We start from the raw sequence: 16,735 nt of genomic DNA, 5'->3' as shown, positions 1-16,735 counted from the left end.
GGGCGTGCGCCCGAATCGCCCTCGTACTGGGTGTACTTGGACGATTCGGGCGTGCGTCCAGGCGGGATGATCCGGCGTCGTGCGCCCGGCAAGATCCGCCGGACAGGCCCTAAGGGGTGGCCGGGTCGGGATCCGGCACCCCGGTGACCACGGCGGTGAGGCGGGTGCCGCGCGGGAAGGCGCCCGCCGTCGCCAGGTCGGCCAGCGCGGCGAGCAGCTTGGCGACGTAACGGCGCTCCAGCGGGACGCCGTGGCGGTGCTCGAACCGCTCGGCGAAGCCGGCCAGCCCGGCCGGGACCTTCCCGTAGCCGCCGCCGTGGTGCCCGTGGTCGATCCGCCAGTTGCCGAACTCGCGCCCGTAGGCAGCCCGTTGGAGCCGGGCCACCTCCGCCTCCAGGTACCCCTCGCCTCCGCGCAGCACGGCCACCCCGAGCGCCCGCGCGCCCGGCGGCAGGCCCGCCGCGATGCCGGCCAGGGTGCCGCCGGTGCCGACCGGGCAGCAGACCACGTCGCGCTCGCCCAGGTCGGGTAGTTCCGCCGGGATCGCGGCCGCGCCGACCGCGGCCAGGGCGTTGGAGCCGCCCTCCGGGAGCACCAGGCAGGGCCCCCAGCGGCGCTGCACGTCCCCGTCCGTACCGTGGTCGCCGCCGGCCCGGCCGGTGGCCTCCCGGTAGGCGGCCCGGGTCAGGAACTCCAGCCGCATCCCGGCCGCCTCGGCGGCCCGCAGCGACCAGTTGCGCGGCCGGTCGGCCAGTTCCTCGCCGCGGACCAGCCCGACGCTCTCCAGCCCCAGCGCCCCGGCGGCGGCCGCGACGGCCCGCAGGTGGGTCGAGTACGCCCCGCCGAAGGTCAGCAGCCGGGTGTGGCCCTGTTCGACGGCGGCGGCCAGGTTGGGCGCCAGCTTGCGCCACTTGTTGCCGGGGACGGTCGGGTGCAGCAGGTCGTCCCGCTTCAGCCGCAGCTGCACCCCGGCCCGGGCGAACACCTCGTCGGTGCAGTCCGTCAGCGGGGTGGGCAGCAGGGCGGGTTCGAGCATCCGGCCAGCTTACGGGTCGTGCACGGCCGCAAACGGCCGCGAGCCCGGCCACCGGGGAGGCGGCCGGGCTCGCAGGGAGGGGGCGGCTCAGCCCCCGGCCGAGCCGTCGGAGCGCTTGGCGTTGACGGCCCGGCGCAGCGCCCGCGGGACGGGGCCGGCGGCCGGGGCCAGCTTGTCGATCCGGGCGCGGAACTCGCGCCGTCGGCGCCAGGTCAGGACCGTCCCCAGCTGGGCCGCGTCGACCAGGGCGACCAGGGCGGCATCCGCCGGGTCGATCCGGCTGAACGGGCCGGTCAGCGCCGAACCGACCGAGGCCACCAGCGACTTGCGCAGCCCGGGCTCCCGCAGGGTGACCCGGTCGCACGGGAACAGTCCGAGCACCCGGCGCTGCTCGATCCGGATCCGGCCGGCCGCCGCCAGGCCGTCCCGGACCACGCGGGCGGCGCGGGCCGTCGGGCCGCGCCTGCGGCCGATCCAGCTCTGCCAGCTGTGCCGCCGCTCCTGCCGGATCTGTTCCAGCAGCGCGGCGGTGAGCGGGTCGAGGCCGTCGGTCGGGCCACCGTCGACGGCGGCCGGGTGGCGGCCGTCCTCGCGGATCAGTCCGCGCCGCAGGAGTTCGGCGAGCGCCGCCGCGCGGACCACCAGGTCGAGCCGGTCGGTGGCGGTGACTCGCTCGCGGTGCGGGTCGTAGGCGAGCAGGTACAGCTTCTCGGGGAGGGTGGCGGGCTGGTCCATGTCGGTCTCCGAAGGGGTCCTCGTGTGCCCGGGCCGCCGGTCAGCTCTCTGCGGAGCCGCCGTCCTCCGGGCTCTCCTTGGGCGGGCGTCCGCGCCGGGGAAGCCGGGTCGCGCCGCTGGGCATCCGGCCCGCGTCGCCGAGGGCGCGGCGGAGCAGGAACTCGATCTGCGCGTTGGTGCTGCGCAGTTCGTCCGCGGCCCACCTGGCGAGTGCGTCGTGAACTGAAGGGTCCAGTCGCAACAGGATCTTCTTCCGTTCCGTCGCCACTGCCGCGCCTTACTGGTAGAGGGAGCCCGTGTTGACGACGGGCTGGGTGCCGCGGTCGCCGCAGAGCACCACCAGGAGGTTGCTGACCATGGCGGCCTTGCGCTCCTCGTCCAGCTCCACCACGTCGCGCTCGGCGAGGCGGTCCAGCGCCTCCTCGACCATACCGACGGCGCCCTCGACGATCAGCCTGCGCGCCGCGACCACGGCCCCGGCCTGCTGGCGCTGGAGCATCACCTGGGCGACCTCCGGCGCGTAGGCGAGCCTGGTGATCCGGGACTCGACGACCCGCACGCCGGCCGAGGCGACCCGTTCGGCGATCTCGGCGGAGAGCTTGCGGGCGATCTCGTCCGCGCCGTCGCGCAGCGACAACTGGCCCTCGTGGTGGGCGTCGTACGGGTAGCTGCTGGCGATGTGCCGGACGGCCGTCTCGGTCTGGATGGCGACGAAGTCGGTGTAGTCGTCGACCTCGAAGACCGCCATCGCGGTGTCCTCGACCTGCCAGACCACCACGGCGGCCATCTCGATCGGGTTGCCGTCGGCGTCGTTGACCTTGGTGGTCTCGGTCTCGTGGTTGCGGATCCGGGTGGAGATCCGGCGGCGGCTGGTGAACGGGTTCAGCCAGGTCAGGCCCTCGGCCCGGATGGTGCCGCGGTAGCGCCCGAGCAGCTGGACGACCCGGGCCTCACCGGGCGACACCACCGTCAGCCCGCAGAGCAGCAGCAGCGAGGTCAGCAGCAGCACCGGCCCGAGGATCACCAGGGTGGTGCCCACCCCCTTGTTCCCGCCCGCCAGTTGGACCGCGCCGGAGATGACCGACCCGACCCCCGCGGCCAGGCCGAACAGCGAACCGAACAGCACGGGCAGCCCGGCAGCGCCGGTGATGATCCGTTCGGTGATCCCGGGGACCGGGAGGTCCAGGGCAGAGCCGTCCGTGACGGCGTGATGCGGTGTGGCCATGGGGCCGACTCCTTCGGCGAGTGTTCGCTTCCGACAGCAAAGTGATATCACTTTTTTCGCGCACTGCACCAGGGGTGGGTGGACGGTCGGGGAAAGACGGACACCAGGGAACACGGGGACACCGGGGAGGCCGGCCACAAGCGGGTGAATCCCGGCGTGCCGCACGGGGGGAGGAGAGGGCCGCGCCCTAGACTCTGCGTCGTCGCAGGCGGCGGAGCTCCGGTTCGGAGGCCTGCCCGCGGACGGTCGGCGACAGTCGTCGCCATCGAGGAAGTGGGGCGGGTGGGACTCGAACCCACGACCAAGGGATTATGAGTCCCCTGCTCTAACCGGCTGAGCTACCGCCCCGGTTCGCCGCGCGCGCCGGTCCTCGGCCACGGCAGCAGCAGACGGCCCCAGCGAGGCCGTCCCGGGCAGCATAGCCGGTCGATCACCCGTGGTGCGCGCCGGGGGCGCACCTGGGTGCGGGAGGGCGCACGCCTCTCCGGCCGGCGCAGCCCGGCTGGCGGCCGACCCCCCGCCCGGGGGAGCCTGGGCGGATGACGATACGTAGGGCGGCGGCGACGTTGGCGGCCGGGCTGGCGGTGCTGCTGCCGGCCGTGACGGGCTGCACCACCTCGGCGGGGCCCGGCGGGGGCGTGCCGACGGTCACCTCGGCGCCGGCCACGGCCTCCTCGGGCAGCAGCCACGGCTGGAACAGGCAGCGGTTCAAGGGCGCCGCCGGCCGGGCCACCGGGGTCACCCGCACCGCCAAACCCACCGTCCTCAACGGCCTGGTCGGCGCGGTCTTCACCCGCAACGCCGACGGCGACCACTTCTGCACCGCCAGCGTGGTCGACAGCGCCGGGCTCAACCTCATCGTGACCGCCGCCCACTGCGTCTGGGACCCGAAACTCGGCCGGCGCAGCGACCTGGTCTTCGTCCCCGGCTACCGGGACGGCGACACCCCCAGCGGCGTCTGGCCGCTGCTGGCCGTCACCGTGGACGACGCCTGGAAGGACCACGCCGACCCGGACGTGGACGTCGCCTTCGCCGTCGTCCAGGCCCAGAACGGGCAACAGGTCCAACAGGTGCTCGGCGCCAACCGACTGGGCGTCAACCAGGGCTACCGGCTTCCGGTGCGGGTCACCGGCTACCCGGGCAGCAGCGACGTCCCGATCACCTGCGTCAACACCACCTCCCAGCAGAGCCCCACCCAGCTGCGGATCGACTGCCCCGACTACACCGGCGGCACCAGCGGCAGCCCCTGGGTCACCGACTTCGACCCGGCGACCAGGACCGGCACCGTGGTCGGCGTGATCGGCGGCTACCAGGAGGGCGGCAACAGCCCGGACACCTCGTACAGCAGCTACTTCGGCGACCGCGTCCAGGCCCTCTACGACCGCGCCACCGGCTGACCGGGAAGGGCCTGGACACCCGGTGGTGGCGCCGCCGGGCGGCGCCTGGTAGATCTTCCTCACGAACGGCGGAACGCACCGGACCGGTACCCGCCCCGAGGAACGAGACGGAGCCCCGATGGCCCCCCGCCCGGCACGGCCCGCGCGCAGGCTGCGAACGGCCGCGCTGGCCGTCCTGCTGCTCGCCGCCGGCACCGCGTGCGGCGGGCAGCAGGACGGGGCGCCCACCGCCGAGGTCGCCGGGCAGAGCCCCGCCCGGGACCGGGTCGGCACCCTCTCCCTCCACACCGCGCAGGGCCCCCGGGCCTGCACCGCGAGCGTGGTGCAGAGCCCCCGGCGCAACCTGCTGGTCACCGCGGCGCACTGCGTGCAGACCCGCCGGATCGGCCTGCTGGACGGCCTGGTGTTCACCCCGGGCTACCGCAACGGGGCCACCCCGTACGGGACCTGGCCGGTGCAGGCGGTCACGATCGACCCGCGCTGGGCGGCCGGCGACGACCCCGAGTACGACGTGGCGTTCGTCACGGTCGGCCCGGTCGACGGCCGGCAGGTCGAGGACGCGGTCGGCGGCAACCCGATCGGCACCGGCCAGGGCTTCGGCCTGCCGGTCTCGGTGACCGGCTACCCGAACGAGAGCGACGAGCCGATCACCTGCGCCGTCCGCACCAGGTCGCAGAGCCCCACCCAGGAGCGCTTCGACTGCGGCGGCTACACCGACGGCACCAGCGGCAGCCCGTGGGTGACCGAGAAGGGCGCGGTGGTCGGCGTGATCGGCGGCTACCAGGAGGGCGGCAGCACCCCCGGCACCTCGTACAGCGTCACCTTCGACCAGCGGGTCGCCGACCTCTACCGCAAGGCCACCACCTGACCCGCGGCCTCGGCCCCGGGGGCCCGGCCCCTCGACGTGACGTACGCGACACCGTGCGGGGACAAACCGTGCCGGAACAACACGAAGGCCCCCCGGTCTACCGAGGGGCCTTCGCTCTGAGCAGTCACCGGGCAGGCCCGGCGCAGCTCCCGCAATTGGACTCGAACCAATAACCTGCCGATTAACAGTCGGCTGCTCTGCCAATTGAGCTATGCGGGATCGCGGCACTCGACTTCCGCACCACGGACGGGAAGACGGCCCACGAAGGGCCTCGTCCCGAGCTCCCCCAATTGGACTCGAACCAATAACCTGCCGATTAACAGTCGGCTGCTCTGCCAATTGAGCTATGGGGGATCGGCTTCCGCCCCGGCCCCCGGTTTCCCGGGCTCCGCGGCGCTCGCTGCGGGACATACATTAGCGCACTCGGGGGGGTGGTCCGCCAATCGCTTTCCGCAGTCGCCCCGGCCCTGCCGCCCGGCGTGCCCGGCGCGCGCCCGCCACCGCACCCGGGGATGCTGGGAGCGCGGATGGTTCGCCGTCCCGACGGACGGGTAGGGCAATGCGGCAGAAGGCCGCCAGGAGAGGGTGGATCCGATCATGTGGAAGCTGTCGTTGGCCGCAGGCTTCGCGGCCGGCTACGTCCTGGGCTCGCGGGCCGGGCGCCGGCGCTACGAACAGATCGCCAAGGTCACCCGGCAGATCGCCCAGAGCCCCGCGGTGCAGAGCGCGACCGACCGGGCGCGGCAGCAGGCCGGCGCGGTGGCCGGGAAGGCCGCGGGCGCGGTCGCGGACCGGGTCGGCGACCGGCTGCCGTCCGCCGTCACCGACCGGGTGCCGTACCTCAACCGCACCCGGCCCGAGGACGACGGCTGGGGTACCGTCCGCCCGTGACCGGGCGGTGACGCGACGGTGAACCGGAACCCGACCGAGGGTCGCGAACCGGCAACGGCTCGCCCGGCCCGGACGCGTCCCGGGCCGGGCTGAGGCATGATCTCGACATGGCCATCGTCGCGGGGATAGACAGCTCGACCAGCCGTACCCGGATCGTCGCTTGCGACGCGGACACGGGCGCCGTCCTGCGCTCCGGCAAGGCCCCGCACCCCGTCCCCGAGGACCAGGATCTGCGCCCCGGCGAGGCCGACCCGCAGGTCTGGCTGCACTCGCTCGGCGACGCCGCGGCCGGCGGCCTGCTGGAGGGCGTCCGGGCGATCGGCGTCAGCGCCCAGCAGCACGGCATGATCGGCCTGGACGCGGGCGGGGTGCTCGTCCGCCCGGCGATCCTGTGGAACGACCCGCGCTCCAGCGGCGCCGCCGCCAAGCTGCTGGACGCCCTCGGCGGCCCGGCCGCCTGGACCGCGGCGATCGGCGCGGTGCCCGCCGCCACGTACACCATCGCCAAGCTGCGCTGGCTGGCCGAGTTCGAGCCGGCCAACGCCCGCCGGGTCGCCGAGGTGCTGCTGCCGCACGACTGGCTGGTCTGGCAGCTGCTCGGCCACCCCAAGCGCCGCACCACCGACCGCGGCGACGCCTCCGGCACCGGCTACTGGTCCCCGATCACCGGCGAGTACCGCCAGGACCTGGTCGAGCTGGCGCTCGGCCACGAACTCCGGCTGCCCGACGTCCTTCCCCCGGCCGAACCCGCCGGGCACACCCCCGAGGGCCTGCTGATCTCGGCCGGCACCGGCGACAACATGGCCGCCGCGCTGGGCCTGGGCCTCGGACCGGGCGACGCGGTGGTCTCGCTCGGCAGCGCCGGGACGATCTTCGCGGTGCACGAGCAGGCCGTGGTGGACGCCTCCGGCCTGGTCTCCTCCTTCGCCGACGCCAGCGGCCGCCACCTGCCGATGGTCGCCACCCTCAACGCCGCCCAGGTGCTGCGCTCCACCGCCGCGATGCTCGGCCAGGACCTGGACGGCCTCAGCGACCTCGCCCTGCACTCCTCCCCCGGCGCGTACGGGCTGGTCCTGCTGCCGTACCTGGACGGCGAGCGCACCCCCGCGCTGCCGCACGCGGCCGGCACCCTGACCGGCCTCCGGGCCGAGGCGATGACCCCTCAGCACCTGGCCCGGGCCGCCGTCGAGGGCATGCTGTGCAACATCGCGGACGCGCTGGACGTGCTGCGCGCCCAAGGCGTGGAGGTGAAGCGGGTGTTCCTGCTCGGCACGGCCGGGCGGCTGCCCGCCGTCCGGCACATCGCCCCGATGCTGTTCGGCGTCCCGGTCGTGGTGCCGCCGCCGGGCGCGCACGCCGCCCGCGGGGCCGCCCGGCAGGCCGCCTGGGCGCTGGCCGGCACCCCGGAGCCGCCCGAGTGGGAGCTGCCGGACGCCGAGACCGTCGAGCCCGACGGCGAGCAGGACCTGGCGATCGGCTCGGCGGTGCGCATGCAGTACCGGGCCGCCCGGGACCAGATCCACCCGGAGGCCGCGGGTTAGGGCCTGCCTGCGGCGGGCTGTGAAGATGCGTCACCCGGCGCCCGATGGCAGCGTGGGACGGGACGCGGCCGGACGGGACACCACCGGGCGTGACACGGCCACCGACGCGAAGGGCGGCAGGACGCCATGGCGCTGCACAAGGGGGCGGGCGACGACCGCCGGCTGAGCATCGGACCGTTCGCGGCCACCGCCGATCCGCTGGGCGCGATGAGGCTGGCCCCGCCGCTGCACCGGCTCGCCGAGGGCCCGGTGGCAGCCGAGACCGCCTACCAGCTGATCCACGACGAGCTGATGCTGGACGGCAACGCCAAGCTCAACCTCGCCACCTTCGTCACCACGTCGATGGAGACGCAGGCCACCCGGCTGATGACCGAGTGCCTCGACAAGAACATGATCGACAAGGACGAGTACCCGCAGACCGCCGAACTGGAGCGGCGCTGCGTGGCGATCCTCGCCGACCTCTGGCACGCCCCCGACCCGGACAGCGCGGTCGGCTGCTCCACCACCGGCTCCAGTGAGGCCTGCATGCTCGCCGGCATGGCGCTCAAGCGCCGCTGGACGCACCGCAACGCCGAACGCTACGCGGCCGGGGCCCGGCCCAACCTGGTGATGGGCGTCAACGTGCAGGTGTGCTGGGAGAAGTTCTGCAACTTCTGGGAGATCGAGGCGCGCACCGCGCCGATGGAGGGCGAGCGCTTCCACCTCGACGCCGAACGGGCGGTCGCCCTGTGCGACGAGAACACCATCGGCGTGGTCGGCATCCTCGGCTCCACCTTCGACGGTTCGTACGAGCCGATCGCGGAGATCTGCGCGGCCCTGGACGCGTTCCAGGAGCGCACCGGGATCGACGTCCCGGTGCACGTCGACGGCGCCTCCGGCGGCATGGTGGCACCCTTCCTCGACCCCGGGCTGGTCTGGGACTTCCGGCTCCCCCGGGTCGCCTCGATCAACACCTCCGGCCACAAGTACGGCCTGGTCTACCCGGGCGTCGGCTGGGCGCTGTGGCGCGACCGGACGGCACTGCCGGAAGAGCTGGTCTTCAAGGTCAACTACCTCGGCGGCGAGATGCCGACCTTCGCGCTCAACTTCTCCCGGCCCGGCGCGGAGGTCATCGCCCAGTACTACGTCCTGCTGCGGCTCGGCCGGGACGGCTTCCGGGCCGTCCAGGGCGCCTGCCGCGAGGTCGCCGGCTACCTGGCCGGGGAGATCGGGAAGCTGGACTGCTTCCGGCTGCTGACCCGCGGCGACGAGGTGCCGGTGTTCGCCTTCACCACCGACGGGGACGTCCCCTTCGACGTGTTCGACGTCTCCCGGCGGCTGCGCGAACGCGGCTGGCAGGTGCCCGCGTACACCTTCCCGGCCAACCGGCAGGACCTGTCGGTGCTCCGGGTGGTCTGCCGCAACGGCTTCTCCCGGGACCTCGCCGACCTGTTGCTGGCCGACCTCCACCGGCTGCTGCCGGAGCTGCGGCGCCAGCCCGTCCCGCTCAAGGAGCTCGGGGTGCCGGCCCGGTCGGGCTTCCACCACTGAGGGCCGTACGACCGTACGAGGCGCTTCGGTCCCGGTGGGAGGGCACGGTCACGCGCCCTCCCACCGGGCGTCCCGGACGGTCGGGGCAGCCTCCCCCCGCGAGGCTGCCCCGACCGGTGGGGGAATCCGGGATCCGCTGTCGGACCCGGCGACGGCTGACCGGCCGGTTGTCCGAACGAAGCGGCCGGGCGACGGAACGCACCGGCCAGGGAACTCTGCCCGACGAACCGGTGACCGGTCGATGGTTCGCCGGGGTTGTGAGACACTTCCGTCCGTCTCAACGCCATGACCTGGGGTTTGGGACGCCAAGCCGCTGAGGTTGGAGAAGGGGGAGACGCCGAACGGCCCGGGCCGGACCCCCACCCGCCCGCCCCGTCCCCCCCCCCGTCCCCCTTCGTGACTTTGGAGCGCCGCATTGGGTTCCGCCTGGAAGCAGCTGCCCGAGGAGCTGTCCGAGCCCGCCCGACGCCTGGCGGAGGAGCTCCGGGCCCTCAAGGACGCCGCCGGCCTCTCGCTGTCCGAGCTGGCCACGCGCACGCACTACAGCCGGGCCTCCTGGGAGCGCTGGCTGAACGGCAAGCGGGTGGTCACCGAGCAGGCGCTGGAGGCGCTGATCGGGGCGGTGGACTGCGACGCCCCTGAGCTGCGCCGGCTGTGGCGGCAGGCGGTGGAGCCGACCGAGCGGGAGGCTCCGGCTGCGGTGGCTGAGGCCGCCGACACACCCGCGGAGCCCACGGCGGAAGAGGCCCCGGTCGAGGAGCCGGCCGTCGAGGAGCCCGCCGTCGAGGAGCCGGTGACCGTGGCCGTCGAGGAGCCCGCCGGACCCGCCCGCGCGACCTGGTGGCGCCGCCCGGCGGCGCTGGTCGCGCTTGCGGCGGTACTGGCGCTGCTGCTGGTGCTGGTCGGGCTGCGGATCTCGCGGCACGACGAGCAGGCCTCGGCGGCCGACGAACCCTCGCCGAGCCCCGCCGTCACCACCGCGGCCAAGCCCGCCCCGGGCGCCCCGGCCTGCGAGGCCGTCGGCTGCGCGCACAAGGACCCCAAGACCACCGGCTGCGGCAAGGACGCCCGGACGCTGCAGACCCAGGTGGTCGGCAAGGTGGTCGTCTACCTCCGGTACAGCCAGACCTGCCGGGCCGCCTGGGCGGCGATCACCGAGGGCCAGCCGAAGGACTACGCGACGATCACCGACGGCAACGGTGACAGCGAGACGGCGCTGATCCACTACGGCTACGACAACTACTCGCCGATGCTGAGCGCGGCGGACCCGGCCGTCACCTTCCAGGTCTGCGGCTACCAGCCGGCCGGGCACGACTGCACGGCGGTCGTCTCCGACCTGGCCTCGGTGGTGGCCTCCACCCCGATCCCGATCGGCCCCGCCTCGCCGCCCCCGGGCACGGGCGCCGGAGCGGCGGCGGCCACCCCGGATCCGACGGAGACCCCGGCGGCCGCACCGACGGAGACGCCGACGGCCGCCGCGACCGACTCGCCCGGGCCGTCCTAGGGCTCCGGCGGTCCTAGGGCCTGTCCGGCGGATCTTGCCGGGCGCACGACGCCGGATCATCCCGCCTGGACGCACGCCCGAATCGTCCAAGTACACCCAGTACGAGGGCGATTCGGGCGCACGCCCAGACGGGCGCGAAGTGGGGGTACCTCCCGGCCGAAGGCTGGGGGAGCCGCGCGCTGATCCGACAAGATCCGCCGGACAGGCCCTAGTCGAGGTAGCCGCGCAGCTGCTCGGCGAAGGCGTGGTCGCGGAGTTTGACCAGCGTCTTCGACTCGATCTGCCGGATCCGCTCCCGCGTCACGCCGAACACCGCGCCGATTTCCTCCAGCGTGCGCGGGCGGCCGTCGTCCAGCCCGTAGCGGAGCTGGACGACCTGGCGCTCGCGCTCGCCCAGGGTGGCCAGCACCGCGTCGAGGTGCCGGCGCAGCAGCAGGAAGGTCACGGACTCGGCGGGCGAGGCGGCGTCGGCGTCCTCGATCAGGTCGCCGAACGCGACGTCGTCCTCCTCGCCGACCGGGGTGTGCAGCGAGATCGGCTCCTGGGCGAGCCGGAGCAGCTCCCGCACCCGCTCCGCGGTCAGCTGCAGGGCGGCGGCGATCTCGGCCGCCGTCGGTTCCGCGCCCCGCTCCTGCAGCAGGCCCCGCTGGACCCGGACCACCCGGTTGATCAGCTCGACCACGTGCACCGGCACCCGGATCGTCCGGGCCTGATCGGCCAGCGCCCGGCTCATCGCCTGCCGGATCCACCAGGTCGCGTACGTGGAGAACTTGTAGCCGCGGGTGTAGTCGAACTTCTCGACCGCCCGGATCAGCCCGAGGTTGCCCTCCTGGATGAGGTCCAGCAGGGTCAGCCCGCGGCCGATGTAGCGCTTGGCGACGGAGACGACGAGGCGCAGGTTGGCCTCGATCAGCCGGCGCTTGGCGATCCGGCCGCGCACCACCAGGGTGTCCAGTTCCCCGGCCAGTGGGTCGGACGGCGGCGGCTGACCGTTCAGCCGTTCCTCGGCGAACAGGCCGGCCTCGACCCGGCGGGCCAGTTCGACCTCCTCGGCGGCGGTGAGCAGCCGGATCCGGCCGATCTCGCGCAGGTACTGGCGCAGCAGGTCGGCGGCCGGTCCGCCGTTCTCGACCGGCCCGCGGCGCTCGTCCCCGGCGTCGACGTCGATGTCACCGTCGACCTCGGGGCCGGCGTCGGAGTCGGCTTCGGTCTCGGCATCGACGGCGGGGTCGCTCTCCTGGTCCCCGTCCGGTGCGGCGGGGTTCGCTCTCGTCCTGGTGGCGGTCGCTCTGGTGGTCGCTGCGGCGAGGCCTTGCTCCACGGGCATCCCCTCAAGGGCGGGCGCGACTCTGGCGGGCCCGCGCTGTTCGGAGGTGGGACGCCCTCCAGTGTGCGGTACGCCACACTCCGTGGCCGAGACTCGTGCGCCGACTTTCTGCGCCGCCGTTCTCAGAGCGCCGCGGCGCCCCGGCTGCGCAGCTGCTGCCCGTACTGCTGGAGCTGCCACAACTCGGTCTGCACCGCGTGCAGCTGCTCGGCGTCGGCCCGGGGGCCGAGCCGCTGGAGGTAGCCGCGGACTTCGGTGACCCGCCGGTCGACGGCCAGCAGGCGCAGCTTGACCAGGAACTCCCCCGCGTAGACGGCGTCCGCCTTGCGGCGCGAGCGCACCGGCTCGACGGTCAGCTCGGTGACCAGCGAGCGCACCCGGTCGTCCGGGGAGGCCTCGCGCACCGCGCTGGTGAAGTCCGGCAGCGTCGCTCCGTACGCGGCGCCGCCGGCCTTGGCGATGGCCTGGCGGACAGCGGCGTACGGCGGGGTCGGGAACTCGTCCTCGCCGTAGTGGTCGAAGGCCGGGCTGACCAGGTCCGGGTGCTGCAGCGCCAGTTTGAGCAGCTCGCGCTCGACGAACTGGGCCGGGTCGCGCGGGTTGAGCCGGAAGGCGGGCTGCGCCGGGCGGGCCGGCTGGACCGGCTCGGGGCGGCGCTGGGCGGCGGCGCCGCGCGGGTTCTGCTGGCGTTCGCGGTCCCAGCGGGCCAGCTGGGAGATCCGGCGGACGACGAACTGCTCGTCCAGGATGCCGAGCATGCCGGCCAGGCGGACGGCGTACTCGTGCTGGATCGAGCGGTCCTTGATCTTGGCGACGATCGGGGCCGCCTCCTCCAGGGCCGCCGAACGCCCCTCCGGGGTGTCCACCCGGTGCCGGGCCACCACCGAGGTCAGCGCGAACTCGAACAGCGGGACGGGGTTGTCGATCAGCTGCTTGACCGCCTCGTCGCCCTGGGCCAGGCGAAGGTCGCACGGGTCCATGCCGCCCGGGCTGACCGCGATGGAGGTCTTGGCGGCGAACTTCTGGTCGTCCTCGAAGGCCCGCAGCGCGGCCTTCTGCCCGGCCGCGTCGCCGTCGAAGGTGAAGACCGTCTCGCCCCGGTACTGGGAGGTGTCCATCAGCAACCGGCGGATGATCTTGATGTGGTCCTCGGCGAAGGCGGTGCCGCAGGTGGCCACCGCCGAGGTGACCCCGGCCAGGTGGCAGGCCATCACGTCGGTGTAGCCCTCGACCACCACCGCACGGCCCGACTTGGCGATCTCCTTCTTCGCCAGGTCGATGCCGTACAGCACGTGGGACTTCTTGTAGATCGGCGTCTCGGGGGTGTTCAGGTACTTCGGCCCGTTGTCGTCCTCGCGCAGGCGGCGGGCGCCGAAGCCGACCACCTCGCCCGCGATGTCCCGGATCGGCCAGACCAGCCGGCCCCTGAAGCGGTCGATCAGGCCGCCGCGCTGGCCCTGCGAGGCCAGGCCGCCGAGCAGGATCTCCTTGTCGGTGAAGCCCTTGCCGCGCAGGAAGCGGACCAGGTGCTCCCAGCCTGCCGGGGCGTAGCCGACGCCGAAGGCCTTCGCGGCCTCCTCGTCGAAGCCGCGCTCGGCCAGGAAGCGGCGGCCGATCTCCGCCTCCGCCGAGGCCAGCTGCTCCTGGTAGTAGGCGGCGGCGACCTTGTGCGCCTCGACCAGGCGGGTGCGCTCGCCCTGCTGGTGGCGGGGGCTGTAGCCGCCCTCCTCGTAGCGCAGGGTGATGCCCGCCTGGGCGGCCATCCGCTCGACGGCCTCGGCGAAGGTGAAGTGCTCGATCTTCATCAGGAAGGCGATGGTGTCGCCGTTCTCCTGGCAGCCGAAGCAGTGGAAGACGCCCTTGGCGGGGTTGACGTAGAAGGAGGCGGACTTCTCGTCGTGGAAGGGACAGACGCCCTTGTACTCGCCGCCGCCACCGTTGGTCAGCTGTACGTAGTCGCCGACCACCGCATCGATCGGCAGTGCGCTGCGCACCGCCTGTACGTCTTCGTCCCTGATCCGCCCGGCCACCCCGGAAGTCTACTGGGGCGGCCGGGGTTTCCGGCCGGGTGCGTCCGGGCCGCTCACGCCCGGGCGGCGCATGCCCGGGCCGGGCCGCTCACGCCCAGGCCGCGCCGACGAGCTTGGCGTGCAGGGCCAGGGCCGAGGCGTCGGTCAGCGTGGCGATCTGGTCGATGACCGTGCGCAGGGCCGCGCGGTCGTCCTCGGCCTCGTGGTACATCGCGGCGAACACCGGGTCCAGCCCCTCGGGGGCGCGCTGGGTGAGCACGTACGCCAGCTCCGCGATCACGATCCGCTGCCGGGCCCGCAGCTGGGCCTGCTCGTCCCGCTGCATCACGAAGCGGACGGCGACCGCCTTGAGCACCGCGCACTCCAGCCGGACGTCCCGCGGCACCACCAGCTCGGCGGTGTAGCGGGTCAGCCGGCCGGGCCCGTAGCGGGCGCGGGTGGCCTGCTCGGCGGCCAGGCAGAAGCGGCCGATCAGCTGGCTGGTGAGGTCCTTGAGCCCGGCCCGGGCCCGGGCGGTGCCGTCGTAGGAGCGGGGCCACCACTCCTGGGCGAGCAGCCGGTCCAGGGCGGCGGACAGCTCCTCCGGATCGGCGTCGGGGGCGTAGCGCTCGGCGACCTTGAAGAGCTCGGCGCGCTCGCTCGGGGCGCGCAGCGCGGCCGGGTCGATGTGGCCCGCCTGGAGGCCGTCCTCCACGTCGTGAGTGGAGTAGGCCACGTCGTCGGACCAGTCCATCACGGTGGCCTCGAAGCACTTGCGCCCGGCCGGGGAGCCGGCCCGCAGCCAGCGGAAGACCGGCAGGTCGTCGGCGTAGACGCCGTACTTGGGCGACTGCGGGTCGGTCGGGTGGGCGCCCTTGGTCCACGGGTACTTGGTGGCGGCGTCGAGCGCGGCGCGGCTCAGGTTGAGGCCGACGCTGCGGCCGGGCCAGGGGGCGAGCCGGGTCGACGGCTCCTCCTGCGGGGCGAAGCGCTTGGGTTCGAGCCTGGTCAGGATGCGCAGCGACTGGGCGTTGCCCTCGAAGCCGCCGCACGCCTCGGCGGCCTGGTCCAGGGCCTCCTCGCCGGTGTGGCCGAAGGGCGGGTGGCCGATGTCGTGGGCCAGGCAGCCGGCCTCCACCAGATCCGGGTCGCAGCCCAGCGCCGCGCCCAACTCCCGGCCCACCTGGGCGCATTCGAGGGAGTGGGTGAGCCGGGTGCGCGGGAAGTCGCTGCGCATCGGGGCGACCACCTGGGTGGTGCCGGCCAGCCGGCGCAGCGCCGCCGAGTGCAGCACCCGGGCGCGGTCGCGCTGGAAAGCCGTACGGCCGGGGCGCTTGTCGGGTTCGGGGACCCAGCGGGCCTCGGCGGTGTGGTCGTACGGGATCGGGGCGGCGAGGCGGTGCGTGGTGTCGTCCATATGGGTTTCACGGTACGCCGCGCCTCCGACACGCGGGGGGTGCCGCGCGCGAAGGCGCACGGGCCGGGACGTGAACGCTGCGCGGCGCGCGGGCTCCCCGAAGCGAGCTCAGCCCTTGAGCGCCTTGAGGACGAGGCCGGCCACCGCCTCGTGCCCCTTGGCGTTGGGGTGGATCGGGGCCAGGCCGCCGACCGGGAACGGCGGTTCGACCCAGCGCTCGCCCTCCCCCGCGCACATGTCGTGCCCGACCGAGGGACCCGCCGCGTCCACGAACACCGCGCCGGCGGCCTGCGCCCGCTGCCTGAGCATGGCGTTGAGCTGCTGCTGCTTCTCCGCGAGGAACGCGACGTCCCCGACGGCCACCGTCCTTCCGAGCAGCGGCAGGCAGCCCGACGGGTCGGCCGGGAACACCGTCGGGTACCCGACCACGTACACCCGGGCCTGCGGGGAGCGCCGCTTGACGTCCTGGAGCACCTGGCCGAGCCGGACGCCGGCGGCGTCCACCCGGTGCTGGACCTCGTCGGTGCCGTCGCCGGAGGCGTAGTGGTCGCGGCAGGGCGAGGCGGCACGGGTCTGCTGGACGACGCCCTTGACCGCGTCCACCAGGCTGTCCTTGGCGCACTCGATCACGACGTCCGTGAAACCGGCGTCGTTGCCGCCGATCCCGAGGGTGACCAGCGTGGTCTGCGGGGTCAGCGCGTCCAGCTGCGCCGGGTTGGTGCCGTTGCCGGTGTTCTGCGCCGCGGTGAGGTCCCCGGTCCGGGCGCCGGTGCAGCTGACGTCCCGGAACCGGTCGGCGGACAGCCCGAGCCCCTTGGCCACCAGCGCCGGGTAGTCGACCCCGGAGCGGGCGCAGCCACGCGGCTCGCCGGTCTGCGGGGGGATCTGCATGCCTGCCGTGTACGAGTCGCCGAGCGCGACGTAGGGGCCGGTCGGTGGCGGGGTCGGGGTCGGCGACGGGGTCGCGCCGGCCGGCGCGCGGCCGGGCAGCGCGCCCGCGAAGCCCTTCCCCTGGCTGCCGTCCGAGCCGCTGCCGGCGGTGCATCCGGCCAGCAGCAGCGCGGCCAGCCCGGCCGTCAAGGCGACGATCGGGCGTACGGTCCTCGGCATGGCATCCCCCCGGGGGTACGACGAGTCATGGTCGGCTCCTCACGGCAGCCCGTCCCCCGGGCGCCTCCGGCTCCAACGAGCGGACGGCGCCGATGGCTCCCGCCTCCGCGAAATCCTTCCACGGGGAATTCGCGTCCCCGGCGGA

At 74.2% G+C, this 16,735-nt stretch carries 14 protein-coding genes and 3 tRNA genes; 6 read left to right on the top strand and 11 right to left on the bottom strand.

The window, feature by feature from the left end:
- Window positions 1-109: 109 nt before the first annotated feature.
- From BX285_RS12505 to BX285_RS12485, 5 genes are all read right to left on the bottom strand, one after another.
- Window positions 110-1,036, bottom strand: a complete 927-nt coding sequence (locus tag BX285_RS12505; RefSeq protein WP_121175150.1) for a pyridoxal-phosphate dependent enzyme — start codon at window positions 1,034-1,036, stop codon at window positions 110-112.
- 87 nt (window positions 1,037-1,123) lie between these two features.
- Window positions 1,124-1,771, bottom strand: coding sequence for a GPP34 family phosphoprotein (locus tag BX285_RS12500; RefSeq protein ID WP_097238041.1), 648 nt, complete (start codon window positions 1,769-1,771; stop codon window positions 1,124-1,126).
- Between the two features lie 40 nt (window positions 1,772-1,811).
- Window positions 1,812-2,039 (bottom strand): hypothetical protein, encoded by a 228-nt coding sequence (locus tag BX285_RS12495; RefSeq protein WP_097238040.1) that lies wholly within the window; start codon window positions 2,037-2,039, stop codon window positions 1,812-1,814.
- Between the two features lie 9 nt (window positions 2,040-2,048).
- Window positions 2,049-2,996 (bottom strand): SPFH domain-containing protein, encoded by a 948-nt coding sequence (locus BX285_RS12490; protein ID WP_121175149.1) that lies wholly within the window; start codon window positions 2,994-2,996, stop codon window positions 2,049-2,051.
- A 274-nt stretch (window positions 2,997-3,270) separates the two neighbouring features.
- Window positions 3,271-3,344: transfer RNA gene (locus BX285_RS12485), tRNA-Ile, on the bottom strand.
- A 191-nt stretch (window positions 3,345-3,535) separates the two neighbouring features.
- On the opposite strand from BX285_RS12485, the gene BX285_RS12480 reads away from it, so the two are divergent.
- Window positions 3,536-4,393, top strand: a complete 858-nt coding sequence (locus BX285_RS12480; protein ID WP_121175148.1) for a serine protease — start codon at window positions 3,536-3,538, stop codon at window positions 4,391-4,393.
- A 118-nt stretch (window positions 4,394-4,511) separates the two neighbouring features.
- A complete protein-coding gene (locus BX285_RS12475) occupies window positions 4,512-5,261 on the top strand; it encodes a serine protease (RefSeq protein WP_121175147.1) in 750 nt (249 codons plus the stop codon).
- Between the two features lie 146 nt (window positions 5,262-5,407).
- Here BX285_RS12475 and BX285_RS12470 read toward each other — a convergent pair.
- Both BX285_RS12470 and BX285_RS12465 read right to left on the bottom strand, forming a co-directional pair.
- Window positions 5,408-5,480 (bottom strand) — tRNA-Asn (locus BX285_RS12470).
- 62 nt (window positions 5,481-5,542) lie between these two features.
- Window positions 5,543-5,615 (bottom strand) — tRNA-Asn (locus tag BX285_RS12465).
- A 243-nt stretch (window positions 5,616-5,858) separates the two neighbouring features.
- Between BX285_RS12465 and BX285_RS12460 the strand changes: the two genes are divergently transcribed.
- From BX285_RS12460 to BX285_RS12445, 4 genes are all read left to right on the top strand, one after another.
- Entirely contained in the window at window positions 5,859-6,152 is a 294-nt protein-coding gene (locus tag BX285_RS12460; protein ID WP_373560568.1) for a hypothetical protein, read from the top strand.
- A 107-nt stretch (window positions 6,153-6,259) separates the two neighbouring features.
- On the top strand, window positions 6,260-7,693 hold the full coding sequence (locus BX285_RS12455; protein WP_097238036.1) for an FGGY family carbohydrate kinase: 1,434 nt from the start codon (window positions 6,260-6,262) through the stop codon (window positions 7,691-7,693).
- A gap of 126 nt (window positions 7,694-7,819) precedes the next feature.
- Window positions 7,820-9,223 (top strand): glutamate decarboxylase, encoded by a 1,404-nt coding sequence (locus BX285_RS12450; protein ID WP_121175146.1) that lies wholly within the window; start codon window positions 7,820-7,822, stop codon window positions 9,221-9,223.
- A gap of 415 nt (window positions 9,224-9,638) precedes the next feature.
- Window positions 9,639-10,727: an XRE family transcriptional regulator gene (locus BX285_RS12445; protein WP_121175145.1), complete on the top strand. Its 1,089-nt coding sequence runs from the start codon at window positions 9,639-9,641 to the stop codon at window positions 10,725-10,727.
- A gap of 208 nt (window positions 10,728-10,935) precedes the next feature.
- Here the strand turns inward: BX285_RS12445 and BX285_RS12440 are convergent, their stop codons facing one another.
- From BX285_RS12440 to BX285_RS12425, 4 genes are all read right to left on the bottom strand, one after another.
- Window positions 10,936-12,054 carry an RNA polymerase sigma factor gene (locus BX285_RS12440; RefSeq protein ID WP_259470507.1) on the bottom strand — a complete coding sequence of 373 codons (1,119 nt, stop codon included), beginning with the start codon at window positions 12,052-12,054 and terminating at the stop codon, window positions 10,936-10,938.
- Between the two features lie 122 nt (window positions 12,055-12,176).
- Window positions 12,177-14,084, bottom strand: a complete 1,908-nt coding sequence (gene dnaG, locus BX285_RS12435; RefSeq protein ID WP_097238032.1) for a DNA primase — start codon at window positions 14,082-14,084, stop codon at window positions 12,177-12,179.
- Between the two features lie 88 nt (window positions 14,085-14,172).
- On the bottom strand, window positions 14,173-15,480 hold the full coding sequence (locus BX285_RS12430) for a deoxyguanosinetriphosphate triphosphohydrolase (protein WP_121175144.1): 1,308 nt from the start codon (window positions 15,478-15,480) through the stop codon (window positions 14,173-14,175).
- A 108-nt stretch (window positions 15,481-15,588) separates the two neighbouring features.
- Window positions 15,589-16,590 (bottom strand): SGNH/GDSL hydrolase family protein, encoded by a 1,002-nt coding sequence (locus BX285_RS12425; protein WP_121175143.1) that lies wholly within the window; start codon window positions 16,588-16,590, stop codon window positions 15,589-15,591.
- Between the last annotated feature and the right edge of the window lie 145 nt (window positions 16,591-16,735).

The organism is Streptomyces sp. 1114.5 (assembly GCF_003635085.1).
Classification (GTDB): domain Bacteria; phylum Actinomycetota; class Actinomycetes; order Streptomycetales; family Streptomycetaceae; genus Kitasatospora.
The sequence above is the reverse complement of the archived record's forward strand: the minus strand, read 5'-3'. Positions and strand labels throughout refer to the sequence as shown.